The sequence below is a fragment of the Dyella sp. SG562 genome (assembly GCF_011759495.1).
Taxonomy (GTDB): Bacteria; Pseudomonadota; Gammaproteobacteria; order Xanthomonadales; family Rhodanobacteraceae; genus Dyella_D; species Dyella_D marensis.
The window spans coordinates 385,345-400,665 of record NZ_JAAOYS010000004.1; the positions used below are offsets into that span (position 1 = coordinate 385,345).

The following is a 15,321-nucleotide window of genomic DNA, read 5'->3' on the forward strand; positions in this document are numbered from 1 at the left end:
GAATGGAGTTCATGCATAGGAAACCTTATGACCACCGTGCTGCATCTCGACGCCAGCGCCCGCGTCGGCCGTTCCGACCTCCACGCCTACGGTTCCCACACCCGCCGCCTCAGCGCCCGTTTCGCCGCCCGCTGGCACGCCGCCCGCGCGTCGGACCCGGTGCTCTACCGCGATATCGGCCAATCCCCGCCCGCCCCGGTCGACGGCGCCTGGATCCATGCCGCCTTCACCCCGGAGGCCAAGCGCGCTCCATGGATGCAGCAGCGCCTCGCCGAAAGCGACGCGCTGGTCGACGAACTGATCGGCGCCGACCTGATCGTCGCCGGCGTGCCGATGTACAACTTCGGCGTGCCCAGCGGCTTCAAGGCGTATATCGACAACATCGTGCGCGTGGGCCGCAGCTTCGGCTTCGACCGCGCGCGCGCCGGCGAACCCTATTGGCCATTGCTGGACGAACGCCCCCGCACCCTGGTGCTGCTGGGTTCGCGCGGCGACTACGGCTACGGCCCGGGCGGCCGCATCGAGGCCATGAATCACGTCGAACCCGCCGTACGCACGGCCTTCGGCTACATCGGCATCACCGATGTGCGCAGCGTTGCCGTCGAGTACGACGAATTCGCCGGCGACCGCCTGGCGGCCTCGCTGAGCGCAGCCGAGGCGGCCGTGGACGAACTGGTCGACACCCTGCTGGCCGAGCGCGCGCAGCACGCCGGCCAGCACGCGGTCATGGCTTGAACGCGGGCAACTGCCTGGCCACCGCCAGGTTCTTCAGCTGCACGTACTTCGGCAACCCATCCTTGCCATACGGAAGCGGCGCCTCGCCCTGGATCAACGGGGCGAGGTAGCGCCGCGCCGCGGCCGTAATGCCGAAGCCGTCGCGCGTAAGGAAAGAAGCCGGCATCTTCTTCTCGCGGTTGGCGATCTTCGAAAGCGGCGCGGATTCGATCTTCCAGCGATACGGCGCATCCGCGGTGCGCACGATCACCGGCATCACCGCATTCTGGCCGGCCAGCGCGTACTCCACCGCCGCCTTGCCCACCGCGTAGGCCTGGTCGGCATCGGTCTTCGAAGCGAGATGGCGGGCGGAGCGCTGCAGATAATCCGGCAACGCCCAGTGGTACTTGTAGCCGAGCTTCTCCTTCACCAGTGCCGCCAGCACCGGCGCCACGCCGCCCAGCTGCGCATGGCCGAAGGCATCGCGCCCGCCCGCTTCGGCAAGGAACTGGCCTTCCGCATTGCGGATGCCTTCCGAAGCCACCACCGTGCACCAGCCCACGCGCTCGACCGTCGCTTTCACCTTGGACAGGAACGCGGCTTCGTCGAATACCCGCTCGGGAAACAGGATCAGATGCGGCGGCGCATCCGCACTGTCGCCGGCCAGGCCCGCGGCCGCGGCGATCCAGCCCGCATGGCGCCCCATCACTTCCAGGATGAACACCTTGGTCGAGGTGTCCGCCATCGAGGCCACGTCCAGGCTCGCCTCCAGCGTGGAGACGGCGGTGTACTTCGCCACCGAGCCGAAGCCGGGGCAGCAGTCGGTCACCGCCAGGTCGTTGTCCACCGTCTTGGGCACGCCGATGCAGCGGATGTCGTAGCCCATCGCCTTGCCCAGCTGCGAGATCTTCAGCGCGGTGTCGGCCGAATCGTTGCCGCCGTTATAGAGGAACCAGCGGATGTCGTGCGCGCGCAGCACTTCGATCAGGCGCTCGTACTCGGCGCGGTTCGCCTCCAGCGACTTGAGCTTGTAGCGGCAGGAGCCGAACGCGCCGCCCGGCGTGTGGCGCAGGGCCGCGATGGCGGCCGCGGTTTCCTTCGACGTGTCGATCAGTTCCTCGCGCAGCGCGCCCAGGATGCCGTTGCGCGCGGCGTACACCTGCACGCCCTTGGCCCGGGCGGCCTCGATCACGCCGGCGGCGGTGGCATTGATCACCGCGGTCACGCCGCCGGACTGGGCATACAAAAGGCGGCCGGCAGAGGATCGAGACGAACGCTTCATGGGCTATCTCCTAGGATGATCGTTGCAGTGCGGCAATCGTACGCGGTGGGGAGAACGCTTTTGCAACAGTGACTTGGCGCAAATGAGCGCGCCATCTCGTTTGACGGCACCCCCCACAGACGTTAACGTGACTGTCAATTTTCTTTTCCTGCGGCCAGCGGCAGCGTGCCGCGGCGACACGGAACCTCGGAGCATTATGCGACTCGTCCTTCTTGGCCCGCCCGGCTCGGGCAAAGGTACCCAGGCTGCGCGCCTCAAGGCTGAACTCGGCGTGCCGCACATTTCCACCGGCGACATGCTGCGCGCGGCCGTGGCCGCGGGCACGCCCACCGGCCTGAAAGCCAAGGCGGTGATGGATGCGGGCAAGCTGGTGTCCGACGACATCCTGCTGGCCATGCTGGAAGAACGCCTGTCGCAGGACGACGTCAAGAACGGTTTCATCCTCGACGGCTATCCGCGCAACGTCGCCCAGGCCGAAGCGCTCGGCCACCTGCTGGCCAAGATCGGCCAGCCGCTGGACGCGGTGGTGAAGCTGGACGTGCCGGACGAAGCCATCATCGGCCGCGTCGAGATCCGCTTCAAAGCCGAGCACCGCAAGGACGACGATCCGGCCGTGGTGCGCGACCGCCTGAAGGTCTATGCCGAGCAGACCGCGCCGGTGGCGGATTTCTTCGCCAAGCGCGGCCAGCTGCAGGTGGTCGACGGCGTGGGCGAGCTCGACGAAGTCACCGCACGCGTCAAGCGCGCGCTCGCACAGGAATCGGCAGCCGCCAACGGCTGATCCGGACACGGGCCGCCACGCGCGGCCCGTTCTTCATCCGGCCTCTCTCTTTTCGTGACGGCCACGCGCCGCGCCACGCGTTCGACAGGTTCTCCATGCGTCTGCACATCCTCGGCATCTGCGGCACCTTCATGGGCGGCGTCGCCGCGCTGGCGCGCGAACTCGGCCTGCCGGTCGAAGGTTCCGACGCCAACGTCTACCCGCCGATGAGCGACCAGCTGCAGGCGCTCGGCATCACCTTGATGCAGGGCTACACCGCCGAGCATCTGCAGGGGCGCGAAAAGCCCGACCTGATCGTGGTGGGCAATGCGATGACGCGCGGCAACCCCGCCATCGAGTACATGCTCGACCAGCAGCTGCGCTATGTCTCCGGCCCGCAGTGGCTGGGCGAAACGCTGCTGGCCGGGCGCGAAGTGCTGGCCGTCGCCGGCACCCACGGCAAGACCACCACCACCAGCCTGCTGGCGCACCTGCTGGAAAGCGCGGGGCTGGCGCCGGGCTTCCTGGTCGGCGGCGTGCCGGGCAATTTCGGTATCTCCGCGCGGCTCGGCAGCGGCAAGCCGTTCGTGCTCGAGGCGGACGAATACGACAGCGCGTTCTTCGACAAGCGCTCCAAGTTCGTGCACTACCGCCCGCGCATCGCCATCCTCAACAACCTCGAATACGACCACGCCGACATCTTCCCCGACGTCGCCGCGATCCAGCGCCAGTTCCATCACCTGGTGCGCACCGTGCCCGGCAACGGCCGCCTGATCGTCAACGCGCACGACCAGCGCCTCGCCGAAGTACTGGCCATGGGCTGCTGGACGCCGGTGGAAACCTTCGGTATCGGCCAGGGCGACTGGCAGGCGCGGCTGCTCGAAGCGGACGGCTCGGCCTTTGCCGTGCACCGCAACGGCGAGCTGCTGGGCGAAGTGCGCTGGCCGCTGCTCGGCAACCACAGCGTGATGAATGCGCTGGCCGCACTCGCCGCCGCCACCGCGGCCGGCGCCGATCCGCGCGCACTGCTGCCGGCCTTCGCCACCTTTGAAAGCGTCAAGCGCCGCATGGAACTGGTCGGCGAAGTAGCCGGCGTGCGTGTGTACGACGACTTCGCCCATCACCCCACCGCCATCGCCACCACCCTGGCCGGCCTGCGTGCCAAGGTGGGCAAGGCGCGCATCCTGGTGGCGCTGGAGCCGCGTTCGAATTCGATGCGCCTGGGCGCGCATGCCGAAGGGCTGGCGCCGTCGCTGGCCGATGCGGACGGCGTGGTGTTCCTGCATCGCCCCGAGCTGCCGTGGGATGCCAAGCGCGTCACCGACGCGCTGCAAGGCCGCGGCGCCACCGTGCCGTCGGTGGATGCGCTGGTGTCCTCGCTGCGCACGCAGGCGCGCGAGGGCGACCACGTGGTGTTCATGTCCAACGGCGGCTTTGAAAACGCACCGCGCCGCTTCGTCGAAGCGCTGCGCGGCTAAAGCCTCAGCCTGCGGTTTGTCAGCCCAGCGGCGCGTCGAAGCGTGGCGCCCGCCGCTGGTATTCGCGCTGCGCGGCGTACCACACGCCACCGCCGAAACTGATCGTCACCGTGCCCAGCGCCAGCGCGCCCCAGGCCAGGCCCAGCGCGCCGAGCAGCCAGTAGCCGCCCCAGTAGGTGGCCATCGCGCCGAAGATCAGCACCAGGTTGATCGCGCCGCGCCCGAAACTGCCTTCCGGTCCGATCAGATGCACCGCCAGCGCCACCAGGCTGGCGGAGGTGGCGACGATGGCCGCGGTCAGCAGCATCCGCAGCGGCTCCGCCGCATGTGCCAGCACGCTGCCCAGCAGCGTGTACGCCAGCGCGGTCAGCACGCTTACCGGCACCAGCAGTATCAGCGCGTCGACCATGATCTTCTGGTATTCGCCGCGCGTGGCCGGCGCCAGGGTCAGATACAGGTCGGCCAGGTTCGGCCGCATGCGCAGCATGCCGCGGCCCAGCTGCGGGAAGCGCGCCATGGTGAGCAGCACGGCGTAGGCGCCGATCACCGCCGCATCGAAATGCTGGCGATGCATCACCGCCAGGAAATAGATCGCCACCATGCCGGCGACCAGCACCAGGCGCAGCGCGATCGCCTGCGGGTTGTCGTGCGGCAGCAGCAGGCGCCGCACCAGGGCGAGGCGGCCCGCGGCGCTGGGCCGCTGGCGATACGTCTGCAGGCTGCGCTCCAGTGCGCGCTGCGCGGCGCGGTCGAACAATTCGCCCAGCCAGCGATTCCACGCACCGCGCCGCGAAGGCGTGTCGTCGAGCGCGGACTGGCTGTTGCGGCCGATGCTGGCGTTCTCCAGCGGCGAGGTGGGCGTTTCGACATCCTGGATGCGCAGCAGCGGCGCCAGCGCGTAGCGGATCAGCAAGGCCGCGCACAGGAACAGCAAGGGCGCGGTCCACGGCGAAGCCAGCGCAACCGTCGTCACCTGCGCGGCCAGCCGCGGCATCCAGCCGGCCGCGATAAACACTGCCCAGATCGCCAGGCTCACGCGGCGCCCGCAACCCAGCGCCAGGCCCAGCGACGCGACCACGAACAGGCCGGCGATGATCAGCGCGCCATGCGGCGGCCCCGCCAGCACCAGCAGCGCGCCCGGCAGCAGCACCCACTGCACCACGCCGGCCACGCCCAGCCAGGCCAGCCGCGAGCGGAAGCCCGGCAACAGGAAACTTTCCGGCCGGCACACGCCGCGCAGCACCTGGCCCAGGCCGATATGCCAGAACCACGAGGCGAAGGCGACGAAGCCCATGCCCAGGTAGGCCACGCGCGCATCCAGCATCGCGATCAGCGCCAGCACCAGGCCGGTCAGGCACATCAGCATCGACAGCACGGCCAGCACCGGCATGCGCTTCCACAACTGCAGCCACAGTTGCCAGACCGCTTTCATGCGAGTTCCACGAACAGGTCTTCGAGCGACGGCGTTTCGGTGCGCAGCGCCGCGCCGCTGTCCTCGGCCAGCGCGCGCAGCGCGGATGGGTCGGCGTCTTCGAGCAGCATCTGCAATTCCGCGCCGGATGCATGGGCTTTCAACAGTCCTGCCACGGTCGGTGTCTGCGGCCAGCCTTCCGCCCGCGTCAGCACCGCGCGCACGAAGCGCTCGCGCAGTTCCGCCAGCGGACGGGTGAACTGGATGCGGCCATCGCGCAGCAGCGCGATATCGGCGCCGGCGCGTTCCAGGTCCGCGGTGATGTGGGTGGAGAAGATCACCGTCTTGCCCGGGTGGCGCATCAGCTCCAGCAGTTCCGTCATGAAGGCGCGGCGCGCCTGCGGGTCGAGGCTGGCGACGGGTTCGTCCAGCACCAGCAGGTCCGGCTGCGGCGCGATCGCGCGCACGATCGCCAGCTTCTGCCGCTGGCCCTGCGAGAGCTGGCCGATCTTCTGCTTCGGATCCAGCTCCCAGCTTTCCAGCAGGCGCGCGGCCAGCGCGTGGTCCCAGCGCGCGTAGAACGCGGCGGTGAAATCCAGATACGCGCGCACCTTCATCCACGGAAACAGATCGAAGGTCTGCGGCACGAAGCCGATGCGATGCATGCGCTCGCCGCCCGGTTCGATCATCGGCGCGCCGAGCAGCTGCACTTCGCCGCCGTCGATCGGCGACAGCCCGAGCAGGCAGCGCAGCAAGGTGGTCTTGCCGGCGCCGTTGCGGCCGAGCAGGCCGATCACGCGCCCGGCCGGCACCGTCCAGTCCACGCCACGCAGCACTTCGCGCTTGTCGAAGGCTTTGACCAGGCCCCGCACCTGCAACACGGGCGCGGCGGGCAGGGCGACAGGGTCGAGCAGGGTGAGCGGCAGTTCGGCGGCGGACATCCGGCGGGGCTCCTGCGGGGAAACGGCACGATGGGGTCGGAACACTGTGCGGTGCCGGGCCGGTCGCCGTCCAGTGATGCCGACTGGCTACACTGCCACCCCATGGCCATGCCGCTGCCCGACGAACTGCCGCTGTTTCCGCTCTCGACCGTGCTGTATCCCGGCGGGCATCTGTCATTGCGCGTGTTCGAGCGGCGCTACCTGGACATGGTGCGCGACTGCTCGCGCCGCGGCACCGGTTTCGGCGTGTGCCTGATCCTCAAGGGCCAGGAAGTGGGCGAGCCGGCCATGCCGGCCGCGGTGGGCACGCTGGCGCGCATCATCGACTTCAGCCATGGCGACGACGGCCTGCTCGGCATCGTCGCGCAGGGCGAGGAACGTTTCCGCGTGGCGCGCACGCGCGTGCGCTCCGACGGCCTGGTCACCGGCCAGGTGGAGCACTGGCCCGCCGAGCGCAGCGACACGGTGCCGGTCGAGTTCGCCCTGCTGCAGACCATCCTGGGCCGCCTGCTCGAGCACATGGCGCCGCAATGGCGCCACGCCACCATGGCCGATTACGACGACGCCAGCTGGCTCGGCTTCCGCCTGGCCGAACTGCTGCCGCTGGAACTGGAAGAACACCAGCGCCTGCTGGAACTGACCGACCCGGTGCGCCGCCTGGCCGAGCTGCAGCACATCCTGCCGCGCTTCCAGAAAGCCTGATCGAAAGACGGCGTGAACGTTTAAAACTTGCCCGATCCTCCATGCGCTTTGCGCATGCCCTGGCCGCTCCTACACTTGGCGTTTTCCAGCGGGAAGCAAGGCCATGGCGAGTCTCCAGGGCAAGACCTTGTTCATCACCGGCGCCTCGCGCGGCATCGGCCTGGCGATCGCGCTGCGCGCCGCGCGCGACGGCGCCAACGTCGCCATCGCGGCCAAGAGCAGCGTGCCGAATCCGAAACTGCCCGGCACCATCCACACCGCCGCGGCGGAAGTGGACGCCGCCGGCGGCAAGGGCCTGGCGATCAAGTGCGACATCCGCGAAGAGGACGAAGTGAAAGCGGCGGTTGCCGCCACCGTCGAAGCCTTCGGCGGCATCGACATCCTGGTCAACAACGCCAGCGCGATCTGGCTGGCCGGCGCGCTCGACACGCCAATGAAGCGCTTCGACCTGATGCAGCAGGTGAATGCGCGCGGTTCGTTCCTGTGCGCACAGGCCTGCCTGCCGCATCTGCTGAAGTCCGCCAATCCGCACATCCTCACGCTGGCGCCGCCGCCGTCGCTCGATCCCAAATGGTGGGCGCCGCATACCGGCTACACGCTGGCCAAGATGGGCATGAGCTTCGTCACCCTGGGCCTGGCCGGCGAATTCGGCCCGCGGGGCGTGGCGGTGAATGCGCTGTGGCCGCGCACCATCGTGGCCACCGATGCGCTGAACATGATTCCCGGCGTCGACGTGCCCCGCTGCCGCAAGCCGGAGATCGTCGCCGACGCCGCGCATGCGGTACTGGTGCGGCCGGCCCAGGGGTTCCATGGGCAGTTCCTGATCGACGAGGAGGTGCTGCGCGAGGCGGGCGTCACCGACTTCGCCCCGTACGCCGTCGATCCGTCGAAGCCGCTGCTGCCCGATCTGTTTCTGGATTGAAGAGGACAACCCATGAAGTACCTGCACAGCATGGTCCGCGTGCGCGACGTCGACGCCAGCCTGCGTTTCTTCTGCGAAGGCCTGGGGCTGAAGGAAACGCGGCGGATGGAAAGCGCCGCCGGCAAGTTCACCCTGATCTACCTCGCCGCGCCGGCCTCGCCGGAAGCCGAGGTGGAGCTCACCTACAACTGGGGCTCCGACGAGGATTACGGCAGCGCGCGCAATTTCGGCCACCTCGCCTTCGAGGTCGACGACATCTACCGCACCTGCCAGCACCTGCAGGACCTGGGCTACACCATCAACCGCCCGCCGCGTGACGGCCACATGGCCTTCGTGCGCTCGCCGGACCTGATCTCGATCGAGCTGCTGCAGCGCGACGGCCATCTGCCGCCGCAGGAACCGTGGGCCTCGATGGCCAATACCGGCGTCTGGTGAGTGCCGTTCAGCGGGCGCACCGCGCGCCCGCTCCCCCATCTGGCTGACCCTGCGCCGTCCATTCGGCCGGTGCCCATGACACCCGTGAACCTATAACGTGTGAGGCATATCACACTTCTGTAGCAACCCCGGGGGAAGGGACTGCGGAACGTGACCGCAGGGTGCGGCTGGGAGACCGCGCCACGTCCGAGACCGGCGACGGGGGAAAGGCCCATGGCTGTGAGCAAGGCAGACGCCAAGCGCTGCGTCGTGTGGTTCGGCCAGCCCAGCGCCACCGAGCGCATGCGTCTTAACCGGGCCGGCTGGTATGTCCGCGTCGCCGACGCTTCCGCCGTGGGCGGCATCGGCACGCGCGGCGGCAATACCGTGGTGGCGGTGGCGGATCTGCGCGAAGCCGAGGCCGCGAGCATGACCGCGATGGCACTGGTGATGGACGCCCACCCGGGCCTGCCGTGGCTGGCGCTGATGCCGGCGGAGATGCCGGCCGGCGAGCCGGCCCTGGGCGGCATGATCGACACCTGCGTCGATGTCTTCACCGCACCGGTCGACGTCGACCGCCTGCTCGATTCCCTGGGTTATCTCGGCGGCGACATCGTCGCGGCGGAGCCGGACGACTTGGGCATCACCGGACACAGCAAGGCCACCCGCGCGGTGATCGCCAGCGTGCGCAAGTACGCGCCGGTGGACCTGCCGGTGCTGATCACCGGCGAAACCGGCACCGGCAAGGAAGTGGCGGCGCGCGCGCTGCACAGCCTGTCGCGGCGCGCCGGGCGGCCGTTCGCGGCGATCAACTGCGGCGCGCTGCCGCCGAACCTGGTGCAGTCCGAACTGTTCGGCCACGAGCGCGGCGCCTTCACCGGCGCCAATGCGCGGCGCCTGGGCCATTTCGAGACCGCCGCCGGCGGCACGGTCTTTCTCGACGAGGTGGGCGACCTGCCGGCCGACGCGCAGACCAGCCTGCTGCGCTTTCTGCAGGAAGGCACGCTGGAGCGCGTGGGCAGCAGCCAGTCGATCACCCTGGACGTGCGCGTGCTGGCGGCCACGCACGTGGACCTGGAGCGCGCGGTGGAACAGGGCCGCTTCCGCGAAGACCTGTACTACCGCCTCAACGTGCTGCGCCTGCATATGCCGGCGCTGCGCGAGCGCGAGGACGACGTGGTGCTGCTGGCCCAGCATTTCCTCGACGCGTTCCGCGAACACCACGGCAGCCACGCGCGCACCTTCAGCAGCGCCGCGCGCCAGGCGATGCGCCATTTCGGCTGGCCGGGCAATGTCCGCGAGCTGCTCAACCGCGTGCAGCGCGCGGCGGTGGTGGCGGAGGATGCGCTGATCACGCCGGAAGACCTGGACCTGGCCCATGTGTCGCAGATGCCCTCGGGCCGCGCCACGCTGGGCAGCGCGCGCGTGGCCGCGGAGCGCGAGGCGGTGATCAGCTGCCTGCGCGAATGCCATTTCAACGTGAGCGAGTGCGCGCGGCGGCTGAAGGTCTCGCGCGTCACCATCTATCGCCTGTGCAAGAAGCATGGGCTGGCGCTGGAACAGCTGCGCTGATCGCAGTTCGTCATTCCGGCGCAGCGCCGTAGGTTGGGGTGAGCGCAGCGAACCCCAACATGGCCGCATCCTGACGTCTCGCACTGTTGGGGTTCGCCTTTGGCTCACCCCAACCTACGTCCAGGTCCGGAATGCGGGCAAGGAAGAGACGGAGGGCCCCCGGCCTACAGGGGTCAGCCGGGGGCCTCCGTTGGTGCCCGGCCACAGGGATCGCCGGGTTACCGCCCGCGTCGCCATCGGAGGGGATGGCTTTGAACTGGGTCGCTGATTCATAGGGCAAGTGGCGTGCCAGCCTCCCGGCACGGGCTGTGCCGAGCAATTTCAACGGCTTGCGAAAACGCCTCCAGGGCTGCTGTAACAGCGGTGTTGCACCGATGGTGGGGCGCGGCGCAGCGCGATGGCGCCAGGCAAGGCGCGGAACCTCCGTGAAGGGATGTAACACCGGCGTGCCGCTGTAACGCCCGGGCGGACAACGCCCGCGCATGGCGCGTGGAAATGCGCGGGCGCTGGTTCTACGATGCGGGACGCCCCGCTCCCAAGCAGGCGTTTTCCCACTCAACCATTCAGCGGTGTTGCCGCATGGCAATGCCCGGAGCCCTTTACATGCACGCGCAGGATTCCTCGTCGTCCCTGATCGAACTCGGCAAGCGCTACTGGCTGCCGGTGTACCGACCCCGCGAGGTCGTACTGGATCACGGCAAAGGCGCGCGCGTGTGGGATACCGAAGGGCGCGACTACGTGGACCTCGGCGCCGGCATCGCGGTGAACGCGCTGGGCCACCAGGACCCGGACCTGCTCGACGCGCTGGTGACCCAGGCGCACAAGCTCTGGCACAGCAGCAACGTGTTCTACACCGAGCCGCCGCTGCGCCTGGCCGAGGAGCTGGTGCAGGCTTCGGGCTTCGCCGAGCGCGTGTTCCTGTGCAATTCCGGCACCGAGGCGAACGAGGCCGCGATCAAGCTGGTGCGCAAGTGGGCCGCCTCCAAGGGCCGCGCGCCGGAACAGCGCGTGATCCTGACCTTCCGCGGCTCCTTCCACGGCCGCACCCTGGCCGCGGTGACCGCCACCGCGCAGCCGAAGTACCAGGAACAGTACGAGCCGCTGCCGGGCGGTTTCCGCTATCTCGATTTCAACGACGTCGCCGGCCTGGAAGCGGCGTTCGCCCAGGGCGACGTGGCCGCGGTGATGCTGGAGCCGGTGCAGGGCGAAGGCGGCGTGGTGCCCGCTTCGCCGGCCTTTATCCGCCGCGCGCGCGAACTGTGCGACGCGCACGAGGCGCTGCTGGTGCTGGACGAGATCCAGTGCGGCATGGGCCGCACCGGCACGCTGTTCGCGCATGCGCAGGACGGTGTGACGCCGGACGTCGTCACCCTGGCCAAGGCGCTGGGTTGCGGTTTCCCGGTCGGGGCCATGCTGGCCGGCCCCAAGGTGGCCGAAGTGATGCAGTACGGCGCGCACGGCACCACCTTCGGCGGCAACCCGATGGCCGCGGCGGTGGCGCGGGTGGCGCTGCGCAAGCTGGGTTCCCCGGAGCTGATGGCGAATGTCGCGCGGCAGGCGCAGGCGTTGCGCGATGGGCTGGCGGCGATCGATGCGGAACTGCACCTGTTCGAGGGCGTGCGCGGCCGCGGCCTGATGATCGGCGCGGTGCTGGCGGAGGCATACAAGGGGCGCGCAGGCGAAGTGCTCGATCACGCCGCGGCGCACGGCTTGCTGGTGCTGCAGGCCGGCCCCGATGTGCTGCGCTTCGTGCCGCCGCTGAACATCACCGATGCGGATCTGGCCGAAGGCCTGTCGCGCCTGCGCGCGGCGCTGACCGATTTCGTCGGCAAGCGCTGATCCACTTCGCACGGGTATCCGGCGCCGCGTGCGAACGCGGCGCCGGTTTCGTTTCAGGCGCGGGTGGCGCGCAGGGTCTGGCGGGCCGCTTCCAGCGTCGCGGCGATGTCTTCGTCGCTGTGCGCGCTGGACAGGAAGCCGGCTTCGAACGCCGACGGCGCCAGATACACGCCGCGCTCCAGCATGCCGTGGAAGAAGCGGTTGAACGCAGCAGTGTCGGCCGCGGTGGCCTGGGCGTAGCTTTCGACCTTCTCCGAGGTGAAGAACAGGCCGAACATGCCGCCTATGCGGTTGGTGCTGAACGGCACGCCTTCGCCGTCGGCCACCGCCTGGAAGCCATCGGCCAGCAGGCGCGTGCGCGCGGCGAGGCGGTCGTAGAAACCCGGCTCCTGGATCAGCTCCAGCATGGCCAGGCCCGCCGCCATCGCTACCGGATTGCCGCTGAGGGTGCCGGCCTGGTAGATCGGGCCGGCCGGCGCGATCTGTTCCATCAGCTCGCGGCGGCCGCCATAGGCGCCCACCGGCATGCCGCCGCCGATGATCTTGCCGAAGGTGCTCAGGTCCGGCGTGATGCCGTAATGCGCCTGCGCGCCGCCCAGCGCCACGCGGAAGCCGGTCATCACCTCGTCGAAGATCAGCAGCGCGCCGTGGCGCGTGCATAGATCGCGCAGGCCCTGCAGATAGCCGTCCTTCGGCGCGATGCAGTTCATGTTGCCGGCGACCGGCTCGATGATCAGGCCGGCGATATCGCTGCCGTGCTCGGCGAACAGCGCCTCGGCTGCGGCCAGGTCGTTATAGGCGAGGGTGAGCGTGAGATCCGCCGCCGCCTTCGGCACGCCGGGCGAGGTGGGCACGCCGAAGGTGAGCGCGCCGGAGCCGGCCTTCACCAGGAAGCTGTCGCCGTGGCCGTGGTAGCAGCCTTCGAACTTCACGATCTTGCTGCGGCCGGTGGCGCCGCGGGCCAGGCGGATCGCCGACATGGTGGCTTCGGTGCCGGAATTGACCATGCGCACCATCTCCACCGACGGCACCAGGCGGGTGATGGTCTCGGCCATGGTGACTTCGGCGGGGCAGGGCGTGCCAAACGAAAGACCGTCCTTGATCGCCCGCTCCACCGCTTCGCGCACGCGCGGATGGTTGTGGCCGACGATCATCGGGCCCCACGAACCCACGTAGTCGATATAGCGCTTGCCTTCCACATCCCACAGATAGGCGCCATCGGCGCGCGCGGTGAAGAACGGCTCGCCGCCGACCGACTTGAAGGCGCGCACGGGCGAATTCACGCCGCCCGGCATCAGTTGCTTGGCGCGCTGGAAGAGTTCGTGGTTGGTCATCGCGGGGTTCCGGAAGCAGTGGTGTACAGGGCGGAGAAGGTTTGCGCGGCGGCGCGCACGTCGGCGGCGCCGAACAGGGCGGAAATCACCGCCAGATAATCCGCGCCGGCGTCCACCAGGGAGCCGGCATTGTCCGGCGTGATGCCGCCGATCGCCACACGGGGCAGGCCCAGCGCGGCGCTCTGCCGCAGCAGTTCCGGCGCGGCGCGGCGGGCCAGCGGCTTGGTCGGCGACGGGAAAAAGGCCCCGAAGGCAAGGTAGTCGGCGCCGGCGGCGGCCAGCTCCTGCGCGCGTTCGAGCGAGTCGTAGCAGGACACGCCGATGATCGCCTGCGCGCCCAGCGCCGCGCGGGCGGCCGCGAGCGCGGGATCGTGCTCGCCCAGATGCACGCCGTCGGCCTGGATGGCGGCGGCGAGCCGGACGTCGTCATTGACGATCAGCGGCACGCCATGGCCGGCGCAGAGCTGCCGCAGCGCGGCGGCTTCGGCATGGCGGCGGGCCGGGTCGGTACTCTTGTCGCGATACTGGACCAGGCGGGCGCCGCCTTCCAGCGCCTGGGCCACGGCGGCCAGCAGGCCGTCGCGGGGGCCGTCGGTAATGGCGTAGAGGCCGGGGTTTCTGAGCTTCGGATGCATGGAATCTGCTGGCGAATGGTCGCCGTACGCTTCCGCACGGCCGGCCGAGTTGCGAGAATGCGCCTCTTGTTCCCTTTTCAAGCAGCGCAATAACGATGAGTCAGGGCTCTCCCAACAAGAAGTGGATGTGCGTGGTCTGCGGCTTTATCTATGACGAAGCCGAGGGCGTGCCCGACGAAGGCATCGACCCGGGTACCCGCTGGGAAGACGTGCCCGATACCTGGACCTGCCCGGACTGCGGCGCGACCAAGGCCGACTTCGAAATGGTCGAGGTCGACTGAACGCGCTCCCGCTTCTGTCAGCACGCGGCCCGAATTTGCCATCGCATTGACCGGGCCGCGTGTTCTGATGCTCCCGCGTCCCTCGCAGAGGGACGCTTCAGCAGGGAGCCTCACATGCAACAGTTCGTACCGTTCGAAGACGATTGGGATGCCCTGGAAAAGCTGCTTCCCGAATCGCTGATTCCGTTCCGCATCGGCGTGCCCATCGCACACGATCAGGCCGCAACGGCCGATCACTCCACCTTGCCGACGTTTCCTTCCACCGTCAGTTCGTCGCCCGGCGTCGCATAGATGCGGCCGGCGGTGCCCGCGGGCAGCTCCAGTACGTAGCGGGCCGGGGCATTGCTCGGATAGGTGGCGCACGGGTCCGCCTTGCACGGCGGCACGTCGAGCTGCATCGAGACCAGCTTGCGGTCGGCATCGAAGTACAGGATGTCGAGCGGGATGAGCGTGTTCTTCATCCAGAACGAGCGCTGATCGGTATCGGGAAACACGAACAGCATGCTGTGATCGGGCGCGAGCGAGGTGCGCATCATCAGGCCGCGCGCACGCGTGGCATCGGTAGTGGCGAACTCGGTGGTGAAACGCTTGCCGTGCAGCGTCACGCTGGGCTGTGACGAAGGCGCCGCGGCGGCGCATGCGGTGATGGCGAACAACAGGGGCGCTACTAGCAGGCTTTTCATCGCTACCTCGAGTCCTTCTCTATAGGTGAGTGGATGCGCGCGAGTGTAGCGGGGCGCGGATTGTCATCTGATGGAAAAATTTTCCGCGCAACCCCTTCACAGATTCCTGGATGGACGATATGATTCTCGCCCCTTCGACGAAACGCCTTCGACGAAGGGTTCCACGGCAACACGGCACGATGAAAATTCTTCGCTGCAGGTGTTGACGGACCGGAAAGACGATGTAGAATGGGCGGCTCACCCGGGACGAAACGTCTCGGGGCGATTCGAAGAACGGATCGCAAGTGATTGATCTTTGACAGTGTGCGCAGGTGACTTGTGTGGGCGTCTTGCGTTGGATGGATTCATGTCCA

The 15,321-nt window shown here is 68.7% G+C and carries 15 protein-coding genes; 9 read left to right on the forward strand and 6 right to left on the reverse strand.

What is annotated here, in order from left to right; all coding sequences use genetic code 11:
• Nucleotides 1-27: 27 nt before the first annotated feature.
• A complete protein-coding gene (locus FHW84_RS10990; protein WP_167255356.1) occupies nucleotides 28-735 on the forward strand; it encodes an NAD(P)H-dependent oxidoreductase in 708 nt (235 codons plus the stop codon).
• Here the strand turns inward: FHW84_RS10990 and FHW84_RS10995 are convergent.
• On the reverse strand, nucleotides 725-1,996 hold the full coding sequence (locus FHW84_RS10995; protein WP_167255358.1) for a 6-phosphofructokinase: 1,272 nt from the start codon (nucleotides 1,994-1,996) through the stop codon (nucleotides 725-727). The genes FHW84_RS10990 and FHW84_RS10995 overlap by 11 nt on opposite strands.
• Nucleotides 1,997-2,192: 196 nt before the next feature.
• Here FHW84_RS10995 and FHW84_RS11000 point away from each other — a divergent pair, with 196 nt between their 5' ends.
• Both FHW84_RS11000 and mpl read left to right on the forward strand, forming a co-directional pair.
• On the forward strand, nucleotides 2,193-2,777 hold the full coding sequence (locus FHW84_RS11000; RefSeq protein ID WP_167255360.1) for an adenylate kinase: 585 nt from the start codon (nucleotides 2,193-2,195) through the stop codon (nucleotides 2,775-2,777).
• A gap of 95 nt (nucleotides 2,778-2,872) precedes the next feature.
• Nucleotides 2,873-4,234, forward strand: coding sequence for a UDP-N-acetylmuramate:L-alanyl-gamma-D-glutamyl-meso-diaminopimelate ligase (gene mpl / locus FHW84_RS11005; protein ID WP_167255362.1), 1,362 nt, complete (start codon nucleotides 2,873-2,875; stop codon nucleotides 4,232-4,234).
• A 19-nt stretch (nucleotides 4,235-4,253) separates the two neighbouring features.
• Here mpl and FHW84_RS11010 read toward each other — a convergent pair whose 3' ends face one another.
• Nucleotides 4,254-5,666: a hypothetical protein gene (locus FHW84_RS11010; protein WP_167255364.1), complete on the reverse strand. Its 1,413-nt coding sequence runs from the start codon at nucleotides 5,664-5,666 to the stop codon at nucleotides 4,254-4,256.
• Nucleotides 5,663-6,586: an ABC transporter ATP-binding protein gene (locus FHW84_RS11015; protein WP_167255366.1), complete on the reverse strand. Its 924-nt coding sequence runs from the start codon at nucleotides 6,584-6,586 to the stop codon at nucleotides 5,663-5,665. The genes FHW84_RS11010 and FHW84_RS11015 overlap by 4 nt, the downstream gene beginning before the upstream one ends.
• A 108-nt stretch (nucleotides 6,587-6,694) precedes the next feature.
• On the opposite strand from FHW84_RS11015, the gene FHW84_RS11020 reads away from it, so the two are divergent.
• The 5 genes from FHW84_RS11020 (at nucleotide 6,695) to FHW84_RS11040 (ending at nucleotide 12,035) form a co-directional block, all read left to right on the forward strand.
• On the forward strand, nucleotides 6,695-7,288 hold the full coding sequence (locus FHW84_RS11020) for an LON peptidase substrate-binding domain-containing protein (protein WP_167255425.1): 594 nt from the start codon (nucleotides 6,695-6,697) through the stop codon (nucleotides 7,286-7,288).
• 103 nt (nucleotides 7,289-7,391) lie between these two features.
• Nucleotides 7,392-8,210: an NAD(P)-dependent oxidoreductase gene (locus FHW84_RS11025; RefSeq protein ID WP_167255368.1), complete on the forward strand. Its 819-nt coding sequence runs from the start codon at nucleotides 7,392-7,394 to the stop codon at nucleotides 8,208-8,210.
• Between the two features lie 12 nt (nucleotides 8,211-8,222).
• Nucleotides 8,223-8,645, forward strand: a complete 423-nt coding sequence (locus FHW84_RS11030) for a VOC family protein (protein ID WP_167255370.1) — start codon at nucleotides 8,223-8,225, stop codon at nucleotides 8,643-8,645.
• Nucleotides 8,646-8,858: 213 nt separating this feature from the next.
• The gene (locus FHW84_RS11035; protein ID WP_167255372.1) at nucleotides 8,859-10,196 is read left to right on the forward strand and encodes a sigma-54 dependent transcriptional regulator; all 1,338 of its coding nucleotides are present in this window, start codon (nucleotides 8,859-8,861) and stop codon (nucleotides 10,194-10,196) included.
• Nucleotides 10,197-10,799: 603 nt separating this feature from the next.
• Nucleotides 10,800-12,035 (forward strand): acetylornithine transaminase, encoded by a 1,236-nt coding sequence (locus FHW84_RS11040; protein ID WP_167255374.1) that lies wholly within the window; start codon nucleotides 10,800-10,802, stop codon nucleotides 12,033-12,035.
• A gap of 53 nt (nucleotides 12,036-12,088) precedes the next feature.
• On the opposite strand, the gene hemL is transcribed toward FHW84_RS11040, so the two are convergent.
• Both hemL and thiE read right to left on the reverse strand, forming a co-directional pair.
• A complete protein-coding gene (gene hemL, locus FHW84_RS11045) occupies nucleotides 12,089-13,369 on the reverse strand; it encodes a glutamate-1-semialdehyde 2,1-aminomutase (protein WP_167255376.1) in 1,281 nt (426 codons plus the stop codon).
• Nucleotides 13,366-14,004, reverse strand: coding sequence for a thiamine phosphate synthase (gene thiE / locus FHW84_RS11050; RefSeq protein WP_167255377.1), 639 nt, complete (start codon nucleotides 14,002-14,004; stop codon nucleotides 13,366-13,368). The genes hemL and thiE overlap by 4 nt, the downstream gene beginning before the upstream one ends.
• A gap of 95 nt (nucleotides 14,005-14,099) precedes the next feature.
• On the opposite strand from thiE, the gene FHW84_RS11055 reads away from it, so the two are divergent.
• On the forward strand, nucleotides 14,100-14,285 hold the full coding sequence (locus FHW84_RS11055) for a rubredoxin (RefSeq protein WP_167255379.1): 186 nt from the start codon (nucleotides 14,100-14,102) through the stop codon (nucleotides 14,283-14,285).
• A 233-nt stretch (nucleotides 14,286-14,518) separates the two neighbouring features.
• Here the strand turns inward: FHW84_RS11055 and FHW84_RS11060 are convergent, their stop codons facing one another.
• Nucleotides 14,519-14,968, reverse strand: coding sequence for a DUF192 domain-containing protein (locus FHW84_RS11060; RefSeq protein ID WP_167255381.1), 450 nt, complete (start codon nucleotides 14,966-14,968; stop codon nucleotides 14,519-14,521).
• Nucleotides 14,969-15,321: the final 353 nt, after the last annotated feature.

Coding starts and splice junctions, on each gene's coding strand:
- FHW84_RS10990 (WP_167255356.1), top strand. CDS start 28: ATGACCACCGTGCTGCATCTCGACGCCAGCGCCCGCGTCGGCCGTTCC.
- FHW84_RS11020 (WP_167255425.1), top strand. CDS start 6,695: ATGCCGCTGCCCGACGAACTGCCGCTGTTTCCGCTCTCGACCGTGCTG.
- FHW84_RS11010 (WP_167255364.1), bottom strand. CDS start 5,666: ATGAAAGCGGTCTGGCAACTGTGGCTGCAGTTGTGGAAGCGCATGCCG.
- hemL (WP_167255376.1), bottom strand. CDS start 13,369: ATGACCAACCACGAACTCTTCCAGCGCGCCAAGCAACTGATGCCGGGC.
- FHW84_RS11055 (WP_167255379.1), top strand. CDS start 14,100: ATGAGTCAGGGCTCTCCCAACAAGAAGTGGATGTGCGTGGTCTGCGGC.
- thiE (WP_167255377.1), bottom strand. CDS start 14,004: ATGCATCCGAAGCTCAGAAACCCCGGCCTCTACGCCATTACCGACGGC.
- mpl (WP_167255362.1), top strand. CDS start 2,873: ATGCGTCTGCACATCCTCGGCATCTGCGGCACCTTCATGGGCGGCGTC.
- FHW84_RS11030 (WP_167255370.1), top strand. CDS start 8,223: ATGAAGTACCTGCACAGCATGGTCCGCGTGCGCGACGTCGACGCCAGC.
- FHW84_RS11000 (WP_167255360.1), top strand. CDS start 2,193: ATGCGACTCGTCCTTCTTGGCCCGCCCGGCTCGGGCAAAGGTACCCAG.
- FHW84_RS11040 (WP_167255374.1), top strand. CDS start 10,800: ATGCACGCGCAGGATTCCTCGTCGTCCCTGATCGAACTCGGCAAGCGC.
- FHW84_RS10995 (WP_167255358.1), bottom strand. CDS start 1,996: ATGAAGCGTTCGTCTCGATCCTCTGCCGGCCGCCTTTTGTATGCCCAG.
- FHW84_RS11015 (WP_167255366.1), bottom strand. CDS start 6,586: ATGTCCGCCGCCGAACTGCCGCTCACCCTGCTCGACCCTGTCGCCCTG.
- FHW84_RS11025 (WP_167255368.1), top strand. CDS start 7,392: ATGGCGAGTCTCCAGGGCAAGACCTTGTTCATCACCGGCGCCTCGCGC.
- FHW84_RS11060 (WP_167255381.1), bottom strand. CDS start 14,968: ATGAAAAGCCTGCTAGTAGCGCCCCTGTTGTTCGCCATCACCGCATGC.
- FHW84_RS11035 (WP_167255372.1), top strand. CDS start 8,859: ATGGCTGTGAGCAAGGCAGACGCCAAGCGCTGCGTCGTGTGGTTCGGC.